Genomic DNA, 22,505 nt, shown 5'->3' on the forward strand with positions numbered 1-22,505 from the left:
TTGGCGGAAGATCACAGGAGTCGAACCTGCCCGGGAACGCTGGCGTCCCCAACTGGATTTGAAGTCCAGCCACCTCACCGGAGATGACGATCTTCCGCGCCTGCATTGCTACATGGAGGCGGGGCGCATTATAGCTACTTTCAGGCATTTACCACATACCCCGACACACTTTTTTCACGTCTCTTTTGACCTGTATTAAGCCATTTCAGTTAATTCCTAAGAAAATCCTCACGTTAGCACTTTGTGTTCATCAACTTTTAACGCGATCACAAAAAACAAGAAACGTAATCTGCTAACGAGATATCAGAATACCCGCTCCTTCACCAATGGTTTACAACATCTGAAACCGGTCTCAGCTCCTCCTGGAGCGTGAAGGATAAAAACGATGAGCGAAGTTCTGTCAGTAAAAGAGAAAATTGGTTACGGCATGGGTGATGCCGCCAGCCACATCATTTTTGATAACGTGATGCTGTACATGATGTTTTTCTACACCGATATCTTCGGCATCCCTGCCGGGTTTGTCGGGACGATGTTCCTGCTGGCGCGTGCGCTCGATGCTATCTCCGATCCGTGCATGGGCCTTATTGCCGACCGTACCCGCAGCCGCTGGGGCAAGTTCCGGCCGTGGATATTGTTCGGCGCCATCCCGTTTGGCATCGTCTGCGTGCTGGCGTACACCACGCCGGACCTCAGCCATAACGGCAAACTGATTTACGCCGCCGTCACCTACACCTTGCTGACCCTGCTCTACACCGTGGTCAACATCCCTTACTGCGCGCTGGGCGGGGTTATCACCAATGACCCAACACAGCGTATCTCCCTGCAATCATGGCGCTTTGTCCTGGCGACGGCGGGTGGAATGCTCTCCACCGTGCTGATGATGCCGCTGGTGAATCTGATTGGCGGCGAAGACAAAGCCTTTGGATTCCAGGGCGGGATTGCCGTGCTGTCGGTGGTTGCGTTCCTGATGCTGGCGTTCTGCTTCTTCACCACCAAAGAGCGCATCCAGGTGCCGCCAAGCACCACCTCCATGCGTGAAGATCTGCGCGATATCTGGAACAACGACCAGTGGCGGATCGTTGGCGTGCTGACCATCCTCAACATCCTTGCCGTCTGCGTGCGCGGTGGGGCGATGATGTACTACTGCACCTGGATCATGGGCTCGCCGGAAATTTTCGTCGCGTTCCTCACCACCTACTGCGTTGGCAACCTGATTGGCTCCGCGCTCGCCAAACCGCTCACCGACTGGAAATGCAAAGTCAGCATCTTCTGGTGGACCAACGCCGCCCTGGCGGTGGTCAGCGTGGCGATGTTCTTCGTGCCGTTCCACGCCACTATTTTGATGTTCGCCTTCATCTTTGTGATTGGCGTGCTGCACCAGCTGGTCACGCCAATCCAGTGGGTGATGATGTCCGACACCGTCGACTACGGCGAATGGACCAACGGCAAACGCCTTACCGGCATCAGCTTTGCGGGCACGCTGTTCGTGCTGAAACTCGGCCTGGCGCTGGGCGGGGCAATGATTGGCTGGATGCTGGCAGGCGGTGGCTACGATGCCGCAGCCAAAACGCAAAACAGCGCGACCATCAGCATTATTGTTGGCCTGTTCACGCTGGCACCGGCGGTGTGCTATGTGCTGAGCGCCATTATCGCCAAACGCTATTACACGCTGAAAACGCCATTCCTGACCAAAATCATGGGCGAGCTGGCGCAGGGCGCGCGCCGCAACCAGCAGGAGTTCGAGAACCTGCCGGTCAGCAAAGAATTACAGAACTAAGAGGACGATAAGATGAAAATCAGTGATGGAAACTGGCTCATTCAACCTGGCCTGGACGTAACTTACCCGGTGCAGGTATTCGATGTGGAGCAGCAGGACAACGACCTGGTGGTCTACGTTGCGCCGCGTGATGTGCGCGAGCGCGCCTGGCAGCTTGACAGCCTGATGTTTACGGTTCGTCTGTTCGCGCCGCAGGAAGGGATTGTCGGGGTGCGCATTGAGCACTTCCAGGGGGCGCTGGACAACGGCCCGCACTATCCGCTGAACGTACTGAAAGACGTGAAGGTAGAGATTGAAAACAATGCGGAATATGCCGAGCTGAAAAGCGGCAACGTCAGCGTGCGCGTCACCAAAGGTGAGTTCTGGGCGCTGGATTTCCTGCGCAATGGCCAGCGTATCACCGGCAGCCAGCTGAAAAACAACGGCTACGTGCAGGACAGCAACACCGATCGCAACTATCTCTTCGAACGTCTGGATCTGGGCGTGGGCGAAACGGTCTACGGGCTGGGCGAGCGCTTTACCGCGCTGGTGCGCAACGGCCAGACGGTCGAAACCTGGAACCGCGACGGCGGCACTAGTACCGAACAGTCGTATAAAAACATCCCGTTCTACCTCACCAACCGCGGCTACGGCGTGCTGGTCAATCACCCGGAGAACGTCTCGTTTGAAATCGGCTCTGAGAAAGTCTCCAAAGTGCAGTTCAGCGTTGAAGGCGAGCATCTGGAATATTTCGTGATCGACGGCCCGACGCCGAAAGAGGTATTAAACCGCTATACGCAGTTCACCGGGCGTCCGGCGCTGCCGCCGGCATGGTCTTTCGGCCTGTGGCTGACCACCTCGTTTACCACCAACTATGACGAAGCCACGGTTAACAGCTTTATCGACGGTATGGCCGAGCGCGACCTGCCGCTGCACGTTTTCCACTTCGACTGCTTCTGGATGAAAGCCTTCCAGTGGTGCGATTTTGAGTGGGACCCGGTGACCTTCCCGGACCCGAAAGGGATGATCCGCCGCCTGAAAGAAAAAGGGCTCAAAGTCTGCGTGTGGATCAACCCGTACATTGGCCAGAAATCACCGGTATTTAACGAGCTGAAAGAGAAAGGTTATCTGCTTAAGCGCCCGGATGGCTCTCTGTGGCAGTGGGATAAGTGGCAGCCGGGCCTGGCGATTTATGACTTCACCAACCCGGAAGCCTGTAAGTGGTACGCCGACAAGCTGAAAGGTCTGGTGGATATTGGCGTGGATTGCTTTAAAACCGACTTCGGCGAGCGTATTCCGACCGATGTGCAATGGTTTGATGGCTCGGATCCGCAGAAAATGCACAACCATTACGCCTACATCTATAACGAACTGGTGTGGAACGTACTGAAAGACACCGTCGGCGAAGAAGAGGCGGTGCTGTTTGCCCGTTCAGCGTCTGTGGGGGCGCAACAGTTCCCGGTGCACTGGGGCGGCGACTGCTACGCCAACTATGAATCGATGGCAGAAAGCCTGCGCGGCGGGTTGTCGATTGGTCTGTCTGGCTTTGGCTTCTGGAGCCACGATATTGGCGGGTTCGAAAATACGGCCCCGGCGCATGTCTACAAACGCTGGTGCGCGTTCGGGCTGTTCTCCAGCCATAGTCGTCTGCACGGCAGCAAATCCTACCGTGTGCCGTGGGCGTACGATGACGAGTCCTGCGACGTGGTGCGCCACTTCACCCAGCTGAAATGCCAGCTGATGCCGTATCTGTATCGCCAGGCCGCGCTGGCGCGTGAGCAGGGCACTCCGATGCTGCGGGCGATGATGCTGGAATTCCCGGACGATCCGGCGTGCGATTATCTCGACCGCCAGTACATGCTCGGTGATTCCATGATGGTTGCGCCGGTGTTCTCCGAAGCGGGTGATGTGCAGTTTTATCTGCCGGAAGGACGCTGGACCCATCTGTGGCACAACGATGAAATCCAGGGCAGCCGCTGGCATAAACAGCAGCACGACTTCCGCAGCCTGCCGGTGTATGTGCGCGATAACACCCTGCTGGCGCTGGGTAGCAACAACCAGAAGCCAGACTACGCGTGGAACGAGGGCACAGCGTTCCAGCTGTTTAACCTGGGCGATGGCGCAACGGCTGTCAGCGAAGTGCCTGCGGCGAATGGCTCGGTGGTGTTTACGCTGAAGGCCACACGCAGCGGCGGCACGGTGACCATCAAAGGTGAAGGTGAGGCGCGAAACTGGTCCGTCTGCCTGCGCAACGTGCAGCAGGTGAGCGGCGTGAAAGGCGGTTCACATGCGGGCAGCGAGTGGGGCGTGGTGGTGAAAGCCGAGGGGAATGAGGTGGTGATTCACCTTTGAATGTTTAAAAAATGCCCGGAGGCGCTTCGCTTACCGGGCCTACAGAAGCACTGCACCGTAGGCCGGGTAAGGCGTAGCCGCCACCCGGCTTATTTATTGTGCCACCGGAACCGTCGACACTACCCCACCGGCCATTGTCTGCTCAACCTGCTGCTTATCCATATTCACCGCATTCAGCTTTCCGTTAACGGTTGGCTTCAGCGGGGCCTTGTCCTGCACGCTTCCGCTGGCGGTCAACTGCACATTGCCATCCCCCGCAATCGGCAGCGCTGGCCAGCCCCAGTGCTCGATCACGTTCAGCGGCACGCCTCGCCCGTTCAGGCTGACTGTGGTTTGTCGTTGCGGCAGCTGTGAAACCGCCGCGGTGGCCTCCAGAATGCCTTTCTCGGTAAAGGCGCTCAGCTCGCTGATGTTAACGGTCGATGCGTTGGCATTAAGCGTAAGTGACGGGCGCCGTACGTCGACGCGGTTGAAGGTCGCCGCTGCGCCATTCAGCGTTGCGCTACCGCTCCACACGCCCCACTGGCGGTCTTTTGCCAGTTGCAGGTTCGCCCCGTAGCCGTCCAGAGAGGTGACTTGCCACGGGAAGGCCGGATCGATATCAATCACCAGGTTGCGGCTCAGGCCGAATTTTTTCAGCGTCACGCTGTTTAGCCATTCAGGCAGCGGGTCCATCCACAGGTTTTTCCAGTTCTGCGGCAGAGTGTATTCCAGCCCGGCAATGGCGGCATCGTCCAGCACCAGCGATTTTCCGTCGCGCTGCCAGTTGCCGGAGGTACGCACCATGCCACCCTCCCAGCGAGAGGTAAACTGGCGCAGCGCAATGCCCTGCGGGGCGAATTCTGCATTCAGGATCGGGTCGAACAGATGCACAGAGCCATAGATAAACTCGCTGGCGTTCATCGATAACCGCCCCTCCTGGCTTTGCCAGTCGCCTTTGCTCAGGGTCAGGTTGCGCAAGCTTAAATCGAGATCGGTCACCGCCCAGTCCGGGCCTTGCAGGCGCGCGTCGGTCACTTCCAGCCGGCCAATCTGCAAGGAAGGCAGTGTGGTGACAGGCGCAAAGAAATCCATCAGAGATTTATCGCTTTGCAATCGGATGTCATTCAGGCGCATGGAGTCGATAATCCAGCTACCATCGGCGTTACGCAGGGCAGAGCCGGTGAGCGAGCCGCGCGCCATATCTGCGCCAATGGTGTTCAGAACCACCTCTTTACCGTTGAGTTGCCCCTGGATCAGCACGTTACTGGCTGGTACGCCATTCAGGGTAAGCGACCCGGCACTCATCTGGATCTGCGCGTTTTTACCCAGCACGTTACCTGCCTCTGGCTGCCACGGGCTCACGCCGCCCGTCACTTTCTGTGCGCTCAGATCCCAGTCGGTATTCGGGCTATTAAAGGCCATGTTGTTTAACTGCAGGCGGTCGGCCTGGAAGGGCAGAGGCGCCGTTTGCGGAGAGAGATTCAGCGTTCCGTCATACAGCGTGATGGTATCCACATGCAGCGGGTCGGTTATCTGGCGGCTGCTTAAACCGATATCCACTTTTTTCGCAACCAGCGTGGCGGGCTTGCCGTCGCGGCCAAAGGTGATGTTTTCCAGAATGATGTGGGAAGGTGACGAGAAGCGATGATCCATCTGGTCGAAGCTGAGTTCGTAATCGGTATTAACCGTGACCCAGCTACTGACCTCCGACGCACCCCAGCGAGTCTGGAGCAGGAAATAGAACCCCAGAAGCACAATTAACAGGGCTATCAGAAGATAAACGAGCAGCTTTCCAATAAATTTCATGGTCTTCCATCCCGCGAAACGCACATAAAGGAGTTATGCACGATTTATGCGCAATGCTCAAGGCGGGAATGGTGTAATTAGATGTCACGGCAGGCATTGACTGCCTGCCGTGATGGCGATCAATTTTTTTCAGGCGGGAAAACGAGGTTCAGTACGATGGCAGTAATACCGCCAGCCGCGATGCCGGAAGAGAGCAGGTTTTTCAGCCAGTCCGGGGCGAACTGAAGGATCAGCGGCTGCTGAGAAACGCCCAGGCCGACAGCCAGAGACAGCGCGATAATCATGATCGCGCGGCGGTTCAGCGGCTCGCGCGAGACAATGCGCACGCCCGATGCAGCGATAGTCCCGAACATCACCAGCGTTGCACCGCCAAGCACGGGTTCAGGAATGTGCTGCACAAAACCACTCACTGCCGGGAACAAGCCGAGCACGATCAGCATCAGCGCCACCACAAAACCAACGTAACGGCTGGCAACACCGGTCAGCTGGATCACGCCGTTATTCTGGCCGAAGCAGGAGTTCGGGAAGGTGTTGAACACCGCAGAGACAAACGAGTTCAGGCCGTTTGCCAGTACGCCGCCTTTCAGGCGTTTCATATACAGCGGGCCAGAAACCGGCTGCTCAGAGACATCAGACGTCGCCGTAATATCACCGATGGTTTCCAGCGAGGTGATCATAAAGACCAGCATCAGCGGCACCAGCAGACTCCAGTCAATGCCCAGGCCGTAGTACAGCGGGGTTGGGATGGTGATGAATGCACTACTGGCTGGTGCAGTATTTTCCGGCAGCATCCCCAGTGCCCATGCCAGCAGATAACCGGCCGCCATGGCGATCACCAGTGACGCTACGCGCAGGTAAGGGTTACGCTGACGGTTAAGCAGAATAATGATCGCCAGCACCACGCCAGCCAGCAGCAGGTTTTTCGGTGCGCCGAAGGTGTGATCGGCCATTGCGCCATAACCGCCGCCGATGGAAGTCAGGCCAACCTGAATCAGGGACAGGCCGATAATCATCACCACCACGCCGGATACCAGCGGGGTGATCACCCGGCGCGCCAGGTGCAGTACGCGGGAGATCACCATCTCCGTGCAGCTTGCCAGCATCAGCGTACCGAACAGCGCCGCCATCATGGTCGGGACATCCGCACCACCGGTTTTCAGCGCCGTGCCGCCCATAATCAGCGGTGCCACAAAGTTAAAACTGGTGCCCTGAATCGACAGCAAACCCGAACCCACCGGACCCCAGGCTTTAATCTGAATAATCGAAGCCACGCCAGAGGCGAACAGGGACATGCTGATGATGTGCTGTGTGTCCTGAGCCGGTAAACCAAGCGCCTGGCAAATCAGCAGAGCAGGCGTGATCACCGCAACAAACATTGCCAGTAAATGCTGACAGGCGGCGAACAAGGTTTGAGGCAGCGGTGGGCGATCTTCAAGGCGGTAGATCAATTCACTGTTTCGCGACTGCGCAATCGGTTGCGCATCGGGAGACTCTATGGTGTTAACGGACATCGGCAGCAATCCCACGGTAGAAAAGCGGGCATTTTATCTGACCAGTTGGTAAAAGCAAACGATTGCCAGCAAAAAAAGATAAGAAAATCTGCCGCTGCGGACACCTTTTCTACACCCCATCAGGAAAAAAAATTACACTTTTTGCGCTGGTGGCTCATGACGAGCGCAAACCAGCCAGGATAACGCCGCGTGTGAATGGAATACGCGCAGAATAAGGAGCCTTCTATGATTCACCTCGATACGTTGTCGACGCTTGTTGCCGCAACGCTGGTCTTACTGCTTGGCCGTAAGCTGGTACACAGTGTTTCCCTTCTTAAGAAGTACACCATTCCTGAACCCGTTGCCGGTGGATTACTGGTGGCGCTGGCCCTGCTGGTGCTGAAAAAAAGCATGGGCTGGGAAATCGATTTTGATATGTCCCTGAAAGACCCGCTGATGCTGGCTTTCTTTGCCACTATCGGCCTGAATGCCAACCTGGCGAGCCTGCGTGCGGGCGGCAAAGTGCTGGGCGTATTTCTGATTGTGGTGGTTGGGCTGTTACTGATGCAAAACGCCATCGGTATCGGCATGGCGACGTTGCTGGGGCTGGATCCGCTGATGGGGCTGCTGGCAGGTTCTATCACGCTGTCTGGCGGACATGGCACCGGTGCCGCGTGGAGCAAGCTGTTCATTGAGCGTTACGGCTTTGAAAACGCAACGGAAGTGGCGATGGCCTGCGCAACCTTCGGTCTGGTGCTGGGTGGGTTGATTGGCGGCCCGGTGGCGCGCTATCTGGTGAAGCACTCCACGACGCCAGACGGCAGACCGGACGATGAACTGGTGCCTACGGCGTTTGAAAAGCCGGATGTCGGGCGCAGTATCACCTCGCTGGTGCTGATCGAAACCATCGCGATGATTGCCATCTGCCTGACCGTGGGCAAAGTGGTTGCGCAATGGCTGGCAGGCTCCGCGTTTGAACTGCCGACATTTGTTTGCGTGCTGTTTGTCGGGGTGGTGCTGAGTAACGGCCTGGCCGCAATGGGCTTCTACCGCGTGTTCGAACGCGCCGTTTCGGTGCTGGGTAACGTCTGCCTGTCACTGTTCCTGGCGATGGCGCTGATGAGCCTCAAGCTGTGGGAGCTGGCTTCTCTGGCGCTGCCGATGGTCGCTATTCTGGCGGTTCAGGCCATATTTATGGCTCTGTACGCCATGTTTGTTACCTGGCGCATGATGGGTAAAAACTACGATGCCGCGGTACTGGCTGCGGGGCATTGCGGGTTTGGTCTGGGGGCGACTCCAACTGCCATTGCCAACATGCAGGCGATCACCGAGCGATTCGGACCTTCTCATATGGCGTTTCTGGTGGTTCCGATGGTGGGGGCGTTCTTTATTGATATCGTCAACGCGCTGGTGATCAAGCTGTACCTGATGCTGCCAATGTTTGCCTGATATCAGGCGTTGGAATAGCGCTCGGTTTCAGGCATCCAGCGTTCAATAAGCGCGGTTGCCTGATCCGGGTAACGTTCATGAATATGGCGGGCCAGGCGCTGAACTTCGGGGATCATGGCCTGATCGCGTAGCAGGTCGGCCACCTTGAATTCGGCGTTCCCCGTCTGACGTGTGCCCAGCAATTCGCCCGGGCCGCGGATCTCCAGATCTTTTTGCGCAATCACGAAGCCATCGTTGCTGTCGCGTAATACCTGCAAACGCATTTGTGCCGTTTTCGAAAGCGGGGCTTTGTAGAGCAATACGCAGTGGGAAGCCACGGCACCACGCCCGACGCGGCCACGCAGTTGGTGGAGTTGTGCAAGACCAAGACGTTCCGGGTTTTCAATGATCATCAGGCTGGAGTTAGGAACATCCACACCCACTTCGATGACCGTGGTGGCAATCAGCAAATGCAAATCGCCCTGTTTGAATGACTGCATCACCGCCTGTTTTTCGGCAGGCTTCATACGCCCGTGAACCAGACCCACGTTCAGCTCCGGCAGGGCCAGCTTCAGCTCTTCCCACGTTGCCTCTGCCGCCTGCGCTTCAAGTAGCTCGGATTCTTCAATCAGCGTGCAGACCCAGTACGCCTGGCGGCCTTCATGAGTGCAGGCGTTGCGTACGCGATCGATGATATCGCTGCGGCGCGTGTCCGGGATGGCAACCGTGGTGACCGGCGTACGGCCCGGCGGCAGCTCGTCGATAGTCGACGTATCCAGATCGGCGTAGGCGGTCATCGCCAGGGTGCGGGGGATAGGTGTCGCAGTCATGATCAGCTGATGCGGATGGAAGCCCTGCTGAAGACCCTTTTCCCATAGCGCCAGACGCTGATGCACACCAAAACGGTGTTGTTCGTCGATGATCACCAGTGCCAGGCCATTAAACTGCACCTGCTCCTGGAAGATGGCGTGCGTGCCGACAATCATCTGTACTTCGCCGCTGGCAATGGCGTCCTGTTGCGCAAGACGCGCTTTGCCCTTTTGCTTACCGGCAAGCCAGCCGACTTCAACACCAAGCGGGGCAAACCAGTTGCGGAAGTTGTTTGCGTGTTGTTCTGCCAGGAGCTCAGTGGGTGCCATCAGCGCCACCTGTTTGCCGTGGGCAATCGCACGCAGGGCGGCCAGTGCTGCAACCAGCGTTTTACCGGAACCCACGTCGCCCTGCACCAGACGCATCATGGGTACATCGAGCGCCATATCACGTTCAATTTCGGCTACCACGCGCGCCTGCGCGCCCGTCGGTTTAAACGGTAGCGATGCCAGCAGCTTATCTTTTAAATCATCACGGGCGCTTAACGGCTGAGCGTGGAAGCGCTGCGCGCCTGCACGCAGCGCCAGCATACTCAGGTTATGCGCCAGTAATTCTTCAAGGATAAGCCGCCGCTGTGCCGGATGCTGGCCGCTTTCTAAATCACTGAGCTGTAGCGACGGAGGCGGGCGATGCAGCGTATGCAGCGCTTGCGGCAGGCTCATCATCCCCTGAGCGAGCTCAGGTGGCAGCAGTTCGGCAATGGCGCAGGTATCGAGCAACTCCAGCGCCTGATCGGTGAGCTTACGCAACGTGGCCTGTTTAATGCCTTCGGTGGTCGGGTAAACCGGAGTGAGCGTTTCCTGTAGATCCGGCGTGCTGAGATCGCCCTGCACACGGTATTCCGGGTGGATCATCTCCGCGCCGTATTTACCGCGTTTAGCTTCCCCGTACGCGAGCACACGCCGGCCAGTGGCCAGGCTGTTTTTCATTGCTGCGCTGAAGTTGAAAAAGCGCATGGTGAGGATGCCAGTACCGTCGCTAATCTGGCAGGTCATCATCCGGCGGCCGCCGAAAGTGACGCTACAGTTCAGCACTTCGCCTTCAACAGTGGCGTAAATCGCGGGAAGGAGATCGCCAATTTTATACAGCTGGGTACGGTCTTCGTAACGCAGGGGGAGGTGGAGCAGGAGATCCTGCACGGTGTGCAGGCCAATTTTCGCCAGTTTGCTGCTTTGCGCCGCACCCACGCCTGTCAGCGTATTAAGCGGAATGGCATCCAGCAGGCGGCCTTTCATGGGTTACCCTGCGTACTGCATGGTGGACCACCACTCGGCATCGGCTTCGATTTCGCCCTGCGCGTTGACGTGGGGGTAAGGCAATTTTTTCTGTTTCGCCACGCGGGCCAGCACCGGATAGCCACCTTCAAACAGCAGGCGTTGCTGTTCGTCTTCCGGCAACATGCTGTTGCTGCGTTTGTACATCCCGGCGTTCTGACGCTGGCGTTGCGCTTCATACAGAATGAGCGCCGAGGCCACGGAAACATTCAGCGACTGCACCATGCCGATCATCGGGATGATGATGTCCTGATCCGCCAGATCCAGCGCTTCTTGCGAGATCCCGGTTTTCTCCTGACCCATCAGAATACAGGTCGGGCGGGTGTAATCTATCTCGCGGAAGTCGACGGCTTTATCGGACAGGTTGGTGGCAAGAACCTGCATCCCGCGCCCTTTCAGGTGCGATACGGCTTCGCCAATGGTCTGATGGTTTTTCACTGATACCCAGCTGTTGCTGCCTGCCGCTGCGGATACCATGTTGCGCATCCGGGAACCCGGCCAGACGGCGTGCACTTCATGCACGCCCACGGCATCGGCGGTACGGACAATCGCTGAGACGTTATGAGGTTTATGGACCTGCTCCATGCAGACCGTCAGGTCCGGTTGGCGCCTGGCGAGCATCTCGCAGATACGTGCATAACGTTGTGCATTCATAAAACTAGTTTCTGTTTCGGGTGACTTTAATCACGTCCGGCATCACGCGGATTTTGCGCATAATGTTTGCCAGATGCACGCGGTCACGGGCCGTCAGGCGGATAAAGGCACTGTAAACGCGGCCATCTTTTTCTTCGGTATTCAGGCTCTGAATATTTGAAGAGGCCGTGTTGATCGCCGCCGTCAGGTTAGCCAGTGCACCCTGATGGTTGAACATATCCACCTTAATTTCGGTGATAAATTCCTGCGCCGTCTCTTTATCCCACTCGACCGCCATGAACTTCTCTGGCTCTTTCTGGTAGCCACGGATGTTACGGCAGGATTCGTGATGGATAACCAGGCCTTTGCCCGGGCTGACGTGCGCAATAATCGGATCGCCCGGGATCGGTCGGCAGCATTTGGCGAAGGTGATCAGCACCCCGTCCGCGCCTTTGATCGGCAGATGGCCGTGGCCTTGCGTAGTGGATGGCGCAGCAGAGGCATCACCCTGTTGCAGGTTTTTCGCGACGACCACGCTCATGGCGTTGCCGAGGCCGATTTCTGCCAGCAGGTCATCAAGTGACGCAAGCTTCATGCGCTCCAGCTCGCGCTGGATGTTCTCTTTCGGGATCTCCGCAAGCTTACGGCTGCCACCCAACGCGTGATTGAGCAGACGACGGCCCAGGCTTACCGAATCATCGCGTTTGAGGTTTTTCAGTAACTGGCGAATTTTGGCGCGCGCTTTAGAGCTGACGACAAAGTTCAGCCAGGCCGCGTTTGGACGTGCGCCCGGCGCGGTGATAATTTCCACCGTCTGACCGCTGGAGAGCGGCTGAGACAGCGGGTAAGGCTGTCTGTCGACGCGCGCGCCAACACAGGCATGGCCGATATCGGTATGTACTGCGTAAGCGAAGTCGACCGGTGTTGCACCAGCAGGCAGTTCGACAATGCGCCCTTCTGGTGTGAAAACGTAAATCTCATCCGGGAAGAGATCGGATTTAACGCTCTCGATAAATTCAAACGAGCTACCGGCGCTCTGCTGCAGTTCCAGCAGGCTCTGCATCCAGCGTTGCGCGCGGATCTGTGCGGTGGTGCTGCTTTCGCCGCCGTGCTCTTTATACGCCCAGTGTGCCGCGACCCCCATTTCTGCCATCTGGTCCATGTCTTCGGTGCGGATCTGCACTTCAACAGGAACGCCATGAGGGCCGATCATTGAGGTATGCAAAGATTGATAGCCGTTCGCTTTTGGAATGGCGATGTAGTCTTTGACGCGACCAGGACGAGGTTTGTAGAGGCTGTGCATCTGGCCCAGTACGCGATAGCAGGTATCGGCATCGTGGACGATGACGCGGAACGCGTAGATGTCCATGATCGAGTGAAAACGCTGCTCTTTGAGCACCATTTTGCAGTAGATGGAGTACAGATGCTTTTCGCGACCGCTGACGCGGCACGGAATTCCCGCTTCCTGTAAACGCCCTTCAATTTCAGAGAGGATTTTTTGGATCATCTCTTTACGGTTACCCCGTGCGGCTTTCACCACCTCTTTAATCACGCGATAGCGGTTCGGGTACAACGCTTCAAAACCCAGCTCTTCCAGCTCGGTTTTAATGTGATGGATACCTAAACGGTGCGCCAGCGGGCTATAGATTTCGAGGGTTTCACGGGCAATGCGGCGACGTTTGTCCGGGCGAAGTGAGCCCAGCGTGCGCATGTTGTGTGTACGGTCGGCGAGTTTGATGAGTATGACGCGGATATCCTGCACCATCGCCATAATCATCTTGCGGAAGTTTTCGGCTTGCGCCTCTTTCTTGTCGCGGAATTTCAGCTTATCAAGCTTAGACACCCCTTCCACCAGTTCGGCAACGCTTTTGCCAAACAGCTGTTCCATATCCTGGTAGGTGGCGGGGGTATCTTCGATCACGTCATGCAGCAGCGCGGCCATCAGCGTTTCATAGTCGAGTTTCATCTCGGCCAGAATACAGGCCACCGCTACCGGGTGCGTGATATAGGGTTCACCGCTTGAACGTGTCTGGCCCTCGTGAGCGTCACGTGCAACGAGATACGCCTGCTGGAGACGCTTAATCTGGTCTTCCGGCAGGTAGTGTTGAATCAGCTGATTCAGGCTTTCAAACAGATACAAGGGCGACCCGCAGGTTTAATTAACGACGACCTTCAGCAATGGCGGTTACGGCCTGCAGTTCTGCGGCTTCCTGCTCTTGCTGCTCCTGGCGCTCACGCACGTCGAGGATCTGGTTGTTGATCAGACCTTCTTCGATTTCGCGAAGTGCAATAACGGTGGTTTTATCGTTTTCTTCCGGTACCAGCGGATCTTTGCCGCCTACCTGCATCTGACGAGCGCGACGCGCGGCGACCAGCACCAGGTCAAAACGGTTACCAATTTTCTCTACAGCGTCCTGAACAGTTACGCGTGCCATACTTAAAATGCTCCACAGGTGAAGAAATGACTGGGCATGATACTGAAAGTGGGTTCAGTCTGCCAACAGTTTGGTGATTAATGCGTCATGTCGCTGCTTCTGGCGGCTCATACGCAGACGTTCTGCGCGAAGAATGGTTTTGAGATCGCTCAGTGCGGCATCAAAATCATCATTCACAATAAGGTAATCATATTCCGCGTAATGGCTCATTTCTGCAACTGCCTGTTCCATACGCTTTGCGATAACTTCTTCGCTGTCCTGACCGCGGCCACGCAGGCGGCGATCCAGTTCATCTTTCGATGGCGGTAAAATAAAGATGCTGCGCGAATCAGGCATTTTCTTACGGATTTGCGCTGCGCCCTGCCAGTCGATATCGAGGAACACATTCACGCCCGTCGCCAGAACCTGCTCAATGGTTTCACGCGAAGTGCCGTAGTAGTTACCGAAAACTTCTGCATGTTCAAGAAACGCATCTCTGCCGATCATCGCTCTGAATTCGTCATGATCCACAAAGAAATAGTGTTCACCGTGCACTTCACCCGGGCGCGGTTGGCGCGTGGTGTGAGAAACAGAAACCTGCGTGTCGTACAACGGTTGGGTTTTTAACAGTGCCTGAATAAGGCTGGATTTACCCGCGCCACTAGGGGCAGAAACAATATAAAGCGTGCCTTGAGCCATGAGAGTCTTTTGTATGTGTTAGCGAAGAAGTCCTACATACGGGCTTATTATACACGTCACCGTCCTGTGACGTAGCCTTTGTCACACTTTTTCACCAGGTTTATTGAATTTTGCGTAACGTTTTCCGGTTTTACATACGGTTTGCTGCAACGGCAATAAATCCTGGATAACGCCTCGCAGGTTGAAGTTTCGACGTTAGCACCCAGACACGTATCGCGTTATACCTCTGGCCATTCAATGGAGGGGTAGCGATGTGGCGATGGATAAGCGGGATGATGTTGCTGTGGTGCGGGTATAGCGTGGCGGTTTGCCCGGTCTGGCCGCCAGCAAAAGCAGACAAAGAAATAGCGACGCTCAGTGCGCAGCTTAAGCGCTGGAACGATGCGTACTGGCAACAAGGCAGCAGCCCGGTCAGCGATGACGTGTACGATCAGCTCACTGCACGGCTGAAACAGTGGCAGCGTTGCTTTGGCAGCGAGCCTGCGGACGTGGCGATCCCCGTGCTGGCGGGGAATATACAGCATCCTGTTTCCCATACCGGGGTGCAAAAAGTGATGCATAAAACGGCGCTTCGGCAATGGATGCAGGCGCGCAGCGATCTCTGGGTGCAGCCAAAAGTCGACGGTGTGGCGGTGACGCTGGTCTATCGCAACGGGGTGTTAACCCAGGCGATTAGCCGTGGGGACGGCAACAAAGGGGAAGACTGGACTGAGCAGGTTCACGCAATACCCTCGGTGCCCGGTCACCAGCAAGGCGCGCTGGCGAACAGTGTGTTACAGGGCGAGTTATTCCTTCTGAGCGACAACCATATCCAGAAGCAGATGGGCGGCATGAATGCCCGGGCGAAGGTAGCTGGCGCCCTGATGCGAAAAACGGACAAACTGCAATTAAGCCGCATCGGCGTGTTTATCTGGGCCTGGCCGGATGGCCCGGCAACCATGCCGCGGCGTCTTGCGGCGTTAACAGAGGCCGGATTTCCCCTTACGGCACGCTATACGCTACCCGTCCGCTCAGTGGATGATGTCGAGAAGCAGCGTGCGCAGTGGCTTACTTCCCCGCTCCCTTTTGCCACTGACGGCATTGTCGTTCGTTCAGCGAATGAGCCACCGGGTGAGCGCTGGCTGCCCGGAGAAGGGCACTGGGTGGTTGCGTGGAAATATGCACCGGTTTCGCAGGTTGCGGAGGTAAGGGATATCCGTTTCACCGTGGGACGAACGGGCAAGATTTCGGTTATTGCCGCGCTGGAGCCTGTGCAACTGGATGACAAACGCGTTCAACGGGTTAACCTGGGCTCTGTTGCCCGCTGGCAGGCGCTGGATATTGCCCCAGGGGATCAGATCCTGGTGAGCCTTGCCGGGCAGGGCATTCCCCGGGTTGATAAGGTTGTCTGGCGGGGGCCGCTGCGGCAGAAACCCAATCCACCACCCTCAAATTACCATTCGCTGACCTGTTTCTACGCATCCCCGGAGTGCATGGAACAGTTCATAGCCCGGCTCACGTGGTTAAGTTCGAAACGGGTGCTGGATATTGAAGGCGTGGGGGAGTCTGCCTGGAGAACGCTTTATCAGACTCACCATTTTGACCATATTTTTTCGTGGCTGTCGCTAACACAGGCGCAGCTACAGGCGACGCCGGGGTTTTCTGCCGCGCGCGGATTGGCGGTATGGCACCGGTTTAACCTGACACGCGAATGGCCATTTATTCGTTGGGTCACGGCGATGGGGATCCCGCTGCCTCAGGCATCACTGAAAGCGGCCACAGGAATGTCGTGGCAGGAAATGAGCCAGCGTAATACTACGGACTGGCGAACGTTACCGGGGACGGGGGAGGAAAAAGCGCGGCAAATCGTTAACTGGCTGCATCAGCCCGATGTTGCTGCGCTGGCAAAGTGGCTTGCAGAGCAGCACATCAACGGATTTTAAGTCAGTGCGCGTTGTGCTTGTAATGAAAAACGGGCAGGCCGAGTTTCAGGCGCAACGCCAGCATCCGGGTGGTAAAGCCAAACAGCAGCGTGGAGATAACCACAACGTCGTGATTAGAAACGTAATGCTGCAACGCAACGTAGAGCACTGCTGCGGCAAAGGATATCCCGGCATACAGCTCTTTCTGGAACACCAACGGAATGCGTTTGCAGAACATATCGCGCAGTACGCCGCCGAACACCCCCGTGACCACGGCAGCGATAATGGCAATTACCGGGCCTTCACCCATATCCAGCGCGATTTGTGCGCCAATAATGGAAAAGACGATAAGCCCAAGTGCATCCAGCACCAGAAACAGGCGGCGCAGATGGGGCATGACGGGGGCGACAATCGTGGTTAATACCGCGGCCGTTGCCACAATAATCACGTATTCAGGGTTTTTCACCCAGCCGAGCGGGTAATGGCCCAGCAGTATATCGCGTACGGAGCCGCCGCCGAGTGCGGTCGCGGTGGCGATAATAATCACGCCGAAAGTATCCATGCGGCGACGTCCAGCCGCGAGCGCGCCGGTCATGGCTTCTGCGGTGATCCCGATAAGATAAAGAATGTGAAGCAGCATATAACCTCCGGTGTGAAGGCGTGGAGGTTAGCGATTTGTGCGCAGGATCACGATTGAGATTTTCTAAGGTGAATCATTTTGGATAATTTTTACTAATGAATAACTAAAGAATGTTAATAATTCAATATTATGTTTTATAAGGGTTGCATGGCCATTTTTAGTCTGCATTTACTGAGCGAATGGTTGATTTTTTACCTATAAAAACTAATCCATTAACACGATGCACAGGCGCCGTTGCTCAGGTATGCGCTTTCCTGACTTTATCTTCGTGGCTAATCAACCACTCTTTACGCGCAATACCCCCGCCGTAGCCGGTCATTGAGCCATCCTTGCCAATTATGCGATGGCACGGGATAACAATCGCGACACGATTCGCGCCATTCGCGGAGGCAACAGCGCGCACGGCAGTCGGTTTGCCAATCTCCGTTGCAAGGGCCTGATAGTGTGCGGTATCACCAAACGGAATACCCTGTAACCCCTTCCAGACGCTTCGCTGGAACTCGCTGCCGGGTGTATCAAGCGCTACATCGAATGATTGTCGCAGGCCGGCAAAGTATTCCCCCATTTCTTTCTCAGCCTGGCGGGTATGGGCATTTTCCCCGGCGATAATGTTCGCCCTGAACAGATGTTGCAGATCCCTGAATTCGGTTTCCAGCGCCCGTCGGTCGACAAATTCCAGCAGGCATACCCCGCGCTCAGTGGCGCAGACAAACATTGGGCCTAAGGGGGTGGTAAAGCGATGTATGAGGATTATCTCTTTGCGTGTACCGGGCGAGGAGCCGGTCAGTTTTTTGCAGGTGTAGCCAAAACCGCTCAATGATCCGTAACCATTATCGAACGCGACGTCGGTCGTTGAACGGCCGGTTTTTAGCTCCTGTAGCGCCACGTTAACCCGCTGCATCCGCTGAAAGGCCTGAAACGTTATCTGGTGGTTTTGCAGGAACCAGCGCCGTACCCGCTCCGGGCTGATGCCGTTCTGACGCAGTTCAGTATCGCTGACGCGTTCTTTGGGTTGTACGCGTAGCAGCTTTAGCGCGTGTTCAATGAAATCGGGCGCAGAACTGGCATTCTCTGTTGGACGACATACCTTGCACGGGCGGAACCCGGCATCCAGAGCGGATTTAAAGTCAGTATAAAATTCAACGTTCTCTCGTTTAGGTTTTCGCGCACGGCATACCGAAATGCAAAACACGCCGGTGGTTTTAACGCCCACGAAAAAAACGCCGGTAAATTCTTCTGCGCGGTTGAGCAACGCCTGGTACCAGATATCGCACTGGGTGTTATCGGTTATTTTCATGGCCAAAAACGTCCGAGAAAGAGTGGTGTGCCTGAATCTTACAGAGTAAATCTGTGAGCCGCGTTTGCAGGGTAGCATGGATAAAATTACCCATCGAAATGCGCTTTACACCCAGCGAGGACAGAGTAGTGAAATCTGGCAGGGCAGGCATACACATCACGTTTAAGGGTACTGCTATTTCGCTGGCTAGGGCGGCAATATCGTCACAGCCGGTCACGCAAGGGACAAATAATCCATGAGCGCCCCGTTCGGCATATAACCGTCCACGATAAAGCGTCTCTTCCAGCGTATTTTCACAGCTAAGTAAAAACGTATCGGTGCGCACATTAAAAAACATACCGGGGCAGGCCTGAGTCAGCTCGTGCAGCTTGTCGGCAAAGTGCAGAGCATCCACCAGGCTGCGTTCGTGATTGATAACCCGGCTGTCTTCAATATTGACTCCCACGACGCCCAGGCGTGCCAGCTGGTGAATATTGTCAATCATCTGGTCAGTGGTATCGCCGTAACCTGCTTCAAGATCCACGCTTAAGGGCAGCTCGGTTACTGCTTTGATGCGGGAAACGATAAAGAACAATTCGTCAAAACTCATGCCTTCGCCGTCTTCGTACCCTAACATCGTGGCAATGGCGGCGCTGGACGTACCCAGTGCGTCATATCCCGCCTGTTCGGCGGCGAGGGCGCTGCTGGCGTCCCAGACGTTGGCGATAAGCAATGGCTGGGGCTGATGGTGAAGTGCGTTGAAGTCCATTATTTTCTCCTGTTGTGATGTGCAGTATGAATGTGCAGCTTTTGGCACATCTCTCACAACCGAAAATCGGACGAGCATTTTTTCACGTTACTGCGGGAGATTACTCGATATTCTGGATCTGCTCGCGCATCTGCTCAATAAGCACTTTCAGCTCAATGGCAGAATTAGTCACATCGGCATTAATGGATTTAGACGCCAGGGTGTTCGACTCGCGGTTAAACTCCTGCATCATAAAATCGAGGCGACGACCTACGGCTTCTTTCTTCTTCAGAATGTTGTAGGTTTCTTTCACGTGCGCTTCCAGACGGTCCAGCTCTTCTGCAACGTCCACACGCTGTGCCATCAGCACCAGCTCTTGTTCCAGACGGTTGTTTTCTAACTGAACTTCGGCTTCTTCCAGTTTCGCCACCAGGCGTTCGCGCTGCCATTGCAGCACTTCTGGCATATGAGCGCGGACTTTGGTGACTTCGCTGCTGACACCTTCAAGGCGTTGCTCAATCAGGGCCTTCAGCGCCTGGCCTTCGGTTTCACGTGCAACGATAAAGTCATCCAGGGTGCCATCGAGGGCGGCAAGGATTTCCGCAGTGATAGCATCCAGATCCTGTTCACCGGCGGCCATGACGCCAGGCCAGCGCAGAATATCAACCGGATTGATTTCGCCTTCATCGCTCTGCATTTTGACCCAGTTCGCCGCATTGACGAGCTGTTTTGCCAGTTTTTCGTTGAGGATCAGTTCACCCTGCGCGCTGGCATCGGGCTCAAAACGCAGGTTACATTCTACTTTACCGCGCGTCAGGCGAGTACGGATACGCTCACGCACAACAGGCTCAAGGCTGCGGAACTGCTCCGGCATACGGAAATAAGTTTCCAGGTAGCGCTGGTTTACCGAGCGCATTTCCCAGGTCGCGCTGCCCCAGCTGCCCTTGATTTCACGCCGGGCGTAGGCGGTCATACTGCGGATCATAGACATTCCCGTTTTTAAAGGAGAGATGGGGGGATTATAGCTTTCAGGACTTTGTCAGGATAGGAATAAGCGCGTTTAATCCGTATAATGCGCAGCCACATTCGTTTCAAGCCGGAGAATTCATCATGCGTCCAGCAGGTCGTAGCGCCAATCAGGTGCGCCCCGTCACCCTGACCCGTAACTATACAAAACACGCTGAAGGCTCCGTGCTGGTTGAATTTGGTGATACCAAAGTTCTGTGCACCGCGTCCATCGAAGAAGGTGTACCGCGTTTCCTGAAAGGTCAGGGCCAGGGCTGGATCACCGCTGAATACGGCATGTTGCCGCGTTCAACCCATACCCGTAACGCGCGTGAAGCGGCGAAGGGCAAGCAGGGCGGTCGTACCATGGAAATTCAGCGCCTGATCGCACGTGCGCTGCGCGCCGCTGTAGATCTGAAAACGCTGGGCGAGTTCACCATTACTCTGGACTGCGATGTTATCCAGGCCGACGGCGGTACGCGTACGGCGTCCATCACTGGTGCCTGTGTTGCGCTGGCTGATGCCCTGAATAATCTGGTTGCCGCGGGCAAACTGAAAACCAACCCACTGAAAGGGATGGTTGCTGCGGTTTCTGTGGGTATCGTGAATGGCGAAGCGCTCTGCGACCTGGAATACGTTGAAGATTCCGCCGCAGAAACCGACATGAACGTAGTCATGACCGAAGATGGTCGAATTATTGAAGTGCAGGGCACGGCAGAAGGCGAGCCGTTCACTCACGAAGAGCTTCTTACCTTGCTGGCTTTGGCCCGAGGGGGAATCGAATCCATTGTAACGACGCAGAAGGCGGCGTTAGAAAATTGATTTTAAAGGCGACTGATGAGTCGCCTTTTTTTTGTCCGTAGAAAAACAAAAAGTCATTTGAGGAGTAAGCCCATGAAACCGTATCAGCGCCAGTTTATTGAGTTTGCGCTTAACAAGCAGGTACTTAAGTTTGGCGAGTTTACGCTGAAATCCGGGCGTAAGAGCCCCTATTTCTTCAACGCCGGGCTGTTTAATACCGGGCGCGATCTGGCGCTGTTAGGCCGTTTCTATGCCGAAGCGCTGGTGGATTCAGGGATTGATTTCGACCTGCTGTTTGGCCCGGCTTACAAAGGCATTCCGATTGCGACGACTACCGCTGTTGCGCTTGCGGAACACCACGACCGCGATGTGCCGTACTGCTTTAACCGTAAAGAGGCCAAAACCCACGGTGAAGGTGGCAACCTGGTGGGCAGTGCGCTGCAAGGCCGTGTGATGCTGGTGGACGATGTGATCACTGCAGGTACGGCGATCCGCGAATCAATGGAAATCATCCAGGCTAACGGCGCAACGCTTGCGGGCGTGCTGATCTCTCTGGATCGTCAGGAGCGTGGACGCGGCGAAATTTCTGCTATTCAGGAAGTGGAGCGTGATTACGGCTGCAAAGTGACGTCAATCATCACCCTGAAAGACCTGATTGCGTATCTGGAAGAGAAACCAGAGATGGCGGACCACCTGGCATCGGTACGTGCGTATCGGGAAGCGTTCGGCGTGTAATGTAATTGCCCGGTGGCGCAACGCTCACCGGGCCTGAATACTACTGTAATTGCGCCGCCACTAACGGCCAGCGGGCGTCAAAATCGTCCGTTGGGCAGTATTTAAATTCGCTGCGCACAAAGCGGGAGAGCATACCCTCGCAAAACGCCAGGATCTGGCTTGCGAGCAGCGTTTCGTCAGTCACATACCCTTCGCCTTCACGCATTTTCTTCTCACGCAGAACCTGGCGCAGCTGCGCTTCGATGCGTTCAAAGAGCTGGTTAATGCGGCCCTGGAGTCTGTCCTGTTCAAACATCAGCGCGTGGCCGGTCAGGATGCGGGTCAAGCCTGGATTACGTTCGCCAAAACCCAGAATCAACAGCACGATCAGACGCAGGCGCGCGGTGGTGTCTTTCTCATCTTTCAGAATCAGGTTGATGCGCGTGATCAGGCTGTCTTCGATAAACTCGATCAGGCTGTCAAACATCCGGGTTTTGCTGGGAAAATGACGGTATAGCGCCGCTTCCGACACGCCAACAGAGGCCGCCAGTTTTGCAGTGGTGATGCGTTGACTGCCATCGCTGGATTCAAGCATCAGAGCCAGAGATTGAAGTATTTCTTCGCGACGATTCCTTTTCGCAGTTTGTTTTTCTGCCATGTTACAAAATACCCCTGAAAATAATCACTTGCCAGGCTGGCATCCACGCAGCGACCGC

18 protein-coding genes and 1 tRNA gene are annotated in these 22,505 nt (G+C 55.9%); 6 read left to right on the forward strand and 13 right to left on the reverse strand.

All coding sequences use genetic code 11. The annotated features are described in order from the left end of the window. Position 1: 1 nt before the first annotated feature. Positions 2 to 96: transfer RNA gene (locus tag N1249_RS00400), tRNA-Sec, on the reverse strand. A 289-nt stretch (positions 97 to 385) separates the two neighbouring features. On the opposite strand from N1249_RS00400, the gene N1249_RS00405 reads away from it, so the two are divergent. Further along, complete coding sequence (locus N1249_RS00405) at positions 386 to 1,777, forward strand: glycoside-pentoside-hexuronide family transporter (protein WP_166718157.1); 1,392 nt, start codon at positions 386 to 388, stop codon at positions 1,775 to 1,777. Between the two features lie 12 nt (positions 1,778 to 1,789). Next, the gene (yicI, locus tag N1249_RS00410) at positions 1,790 to 4,108 is read left to right on the forward strand and encodes an alpha-xylosidase (protein ID WP_259833681.1); all 2,319 of its coding nucleotides are present in this window, start codon (positions 1,790 to 1,792) and stop codon (positions 4,106 to 4,108) included. 93 nt (positions 4,109 to 4,201) lie between these two features. Here the strand turns inward: yicI and N1249_RS00415 are convergent, their stop codons facing one another. After that, entirely contained in the window at positions 4,202 to 5,896 is a 1,695-nt protein-coding gene (locus N1249_RS00415; RefSeq protein ID WP_259833684.1) for an AsmA family protein, read from the reverse strand. Positions 5,897 to 6,015: 119 nt separating this feature from the next. Beyond that, positions 6,016 to 7,407, reverse strand: coding sequence for an NCS2 family protein (locus tag N1249_RS00420; RefSeq protein ID WP_014068333.1), 1,392 nt, complete (start codon positions 7,405 to 7,407; stop codon positions 6,016 to 6,018). 225 nt (positions 7,408 to 7,632) lie between these two features. On the opposite strand from N1249_RS00420, the gene gltS reads away from it, so the two are divergent. Continuing rightward, on the forward strand, positions 7,633 to 8,835 hold the full coding sequence (gltS, locus tag N1249_RS00425) for a sodium/glutamate symporter (RefSeq protein WP_259833686.1): 1,203 nt from the start codon (positions 7,633 to 7,635) through the stop codon (positions 8,833 to 8,835). 2 nt (positions 8,836 to 8,837) lie between these two features. Here gltS and recG read toward each other — a convergent pair whose 3' ends face one another. Genes recG through gmk form a run of 5 tightly spaced genes read right to left on the reverse strand, consistent with a single transcriptional unit; the run spans position 8,838 to position 14,704 of the window. Next, positions 8,838 to 10,919: an ATP-dependent DNA helicase RecG gene (recG, locus tag N1249_RS00430; RefSeq protein ID WP_259833689.1), complete on the reverse strand. Its 2,082-nt coding sequence runs from the start codon at positions 10,917 to 10,919 to the stop codon at positions 8,838 to 8,840. A 3-nt stretch (positions 10,920 to 10,922) separates the two neighbouring features. Then, the gene (gene trmH / locus N1249_RS00435; protein WP_014068336.1) at positions 10,923 to 11,612 is read right to left on the reverse strand and encodes a tRNA (guanosine(18)-2'-O)-methyltransferase TrmH; all 690 of its coding nucleotides are present in this window, start codon (positions 11,610 to 11,612) and stop codon (positions 10,923 to 10,925) included. A gap of 4 nt (positions 11,613 to 11,616) precedes the next feature. Beyond that, entirely contained in the window at positions 11,617 to 13,731 is a 2,115-nt protein-coding gene (spoT, locus tag N1249_RS00440; RefSeq protein WP_014068337.1) for a bifunctional GTP diphosphokinase/guanosine-3',5'-bis pyrophosphate 3'-pyrophosphohydrolase, read from the reverse strand. A 19-nt stretch (positions 13,732 to 13,750) separates the two neighbouring features. Further along, positions 13,751 to 14,026: a DNA-directed RNA polymerase subunit omega gene (rpoZ, locus tag N1249_RS00445; RefSeq protein ID WP_000135058.1), complete on the reverse strand. Its 276-nt coding sequence runs from the start codon at positions 14,024 to 14,026 to the stop codon at positions 13,751 to 13,753. Between the two features lie 54 nt (positions 14,027 to 14,080). Beyond that, entirely contained in the window at positions 14,081 to 14,704 is a 624-nt protein-coding gene (gmk, locus tag N1249_RS00450; protein ID WP_166718152.1) for a guanylate kinase, read from the reverse strand. Between the two features lie 251 nt (positions 14,705 to 14,955). Between gmk and ligB the strand changes: the two genes are divergently transcribed. Next, on the forward strand, positions 14,956 to 16,626 hold the full coding sequence (gene ligB / locus N1249_RS00455; protein WP_259833695.1) for an NAD-dependent DNA ligase LigB: 1,671 nt from the start codon (positions 14,956 to 14,958) through the stop codon (positions 16,624 to 16,626). A gap of 1 nt (position 16,627) precedes the next feature. On the opposite strand, the gene N1249_RS00460 is transcribed toward ligB, so the two are convergent. The 4 genes from N1249_RS00460 to N1249_RS00475 all read right to left on the reverse strand — a co-directional run bounded on the left by N1249_RS00460 (position 16,628) and on the right by N1249_RS00475 (position 20,254). Then, positions 16,628 to 17,245 carry a trimeric intracellular cation channel family protein gene (locus N1249_RS00460; protein ID WP_259833699.1) on the reverse strand — a complete coding sequence of 206 codons (618 nt, stop codon included), beginning with the start codon at positions 17,243 to 17,245 and terminating at the stop codon, positions 16,628 to 16,630. Between the two features lie 238 nt (positions 17,246 to 17,483). Continuing rightward, positions 17,484 to 18,542, reverse strand: coding sequence for a bifunctional transcriptional activator/DNA repair enzyme AdaA (locus N1249_RS00465; RefSeq protein ID WP_259833701.1), 1,059 nt, complete (start codon positions 18,540 to 18,542; stop codon positions 17,484 to 17,486). Further along, positions 18,526 to 19,290: an isocitrate lyase/phosphoenolpyruvate mutase family protein gene (locus N1249_RS00470; protein WP_259833702.1), complete on the reverse strand. Its 765-nt coding sequence runs from the start codon at positions 19,288 to 19,290 to the stop codon at positions 18,526 to 18,528. Before N1249_RS00470 ends, N1249_RS00465 begins: the two co-directional genes overlap by 17 nt. A 100-nt stretch (positions 19,291 to 19,390) precedes the next feature. Further along, positions 19,391 to 20,254 carry a YicC/YloC family endoribonuclease gene (locus N1249_RS00475; RefSeq protein WP_259833704.1) on the reverse strand — a complete coding sequence of 288 codons (864 nt, stop codon included), beginning with the start codon at positions 20,252 to 20,254 and terminating at the stop codon, positions 19,391 to 19,393. Positions 20,255 to 20,379: 125 nt separating this feature from the next. Between N1249_RS00475 and rph the strand changes: the two genes are divergently transcribed. Further along, positions 20,380 to 21,096, forward strand: a complete 717-nt coding sequence (gene rph / locus N1249_RS00480) for a ribonuclease PH (RefSeq protein WP_014068346.1) — start codon at positions 20,380 to 20,382, stop codon at positions 21,094 to 21,096. 72 nt (positions 21,097 to 21,168) lie between these two features. Continuing rightward, positions 21,169 to 21,810 (forward strand): orotate phosphoribosyltransferase, encoded by a 642-nt coding sequence (gene pyrE / locus N1249_RS00485; RefSeq protein WP_166718146.1) that lies wholly within the window; start codon positions 21,169 to 21,171, stop codon positions 21,808 to 21,810. Between the two features lie 40 nt (positions 21,811 to 21,850). On the opposite strand, the gene slmA is transcribed toward pyrE, so the two are convergent. Beyond that, a complete protein-coding gene (gene slmA / locus N1249_RS00490) occupies positions 21,851 to 22,447 on the reverse strand; it encodes a nucleoid occlusion factor SlmA (protein ID WP_166718145.1) in 597 nt (198 codons plus the stop codon). Positions 22,448 to 22,505: the final 58 nt, after the last annotated feature.

The organism is Enterobacter sp. CP102, assembly GCF_025152625.1.
GTDB classification, from domain to species: domain Bacteria; phylum Pseudomonadota; class Gammaproteobacteria; order Enterobacterales; family Enterobacteriaceae; genus Enterobacter; species Enterobacter soli.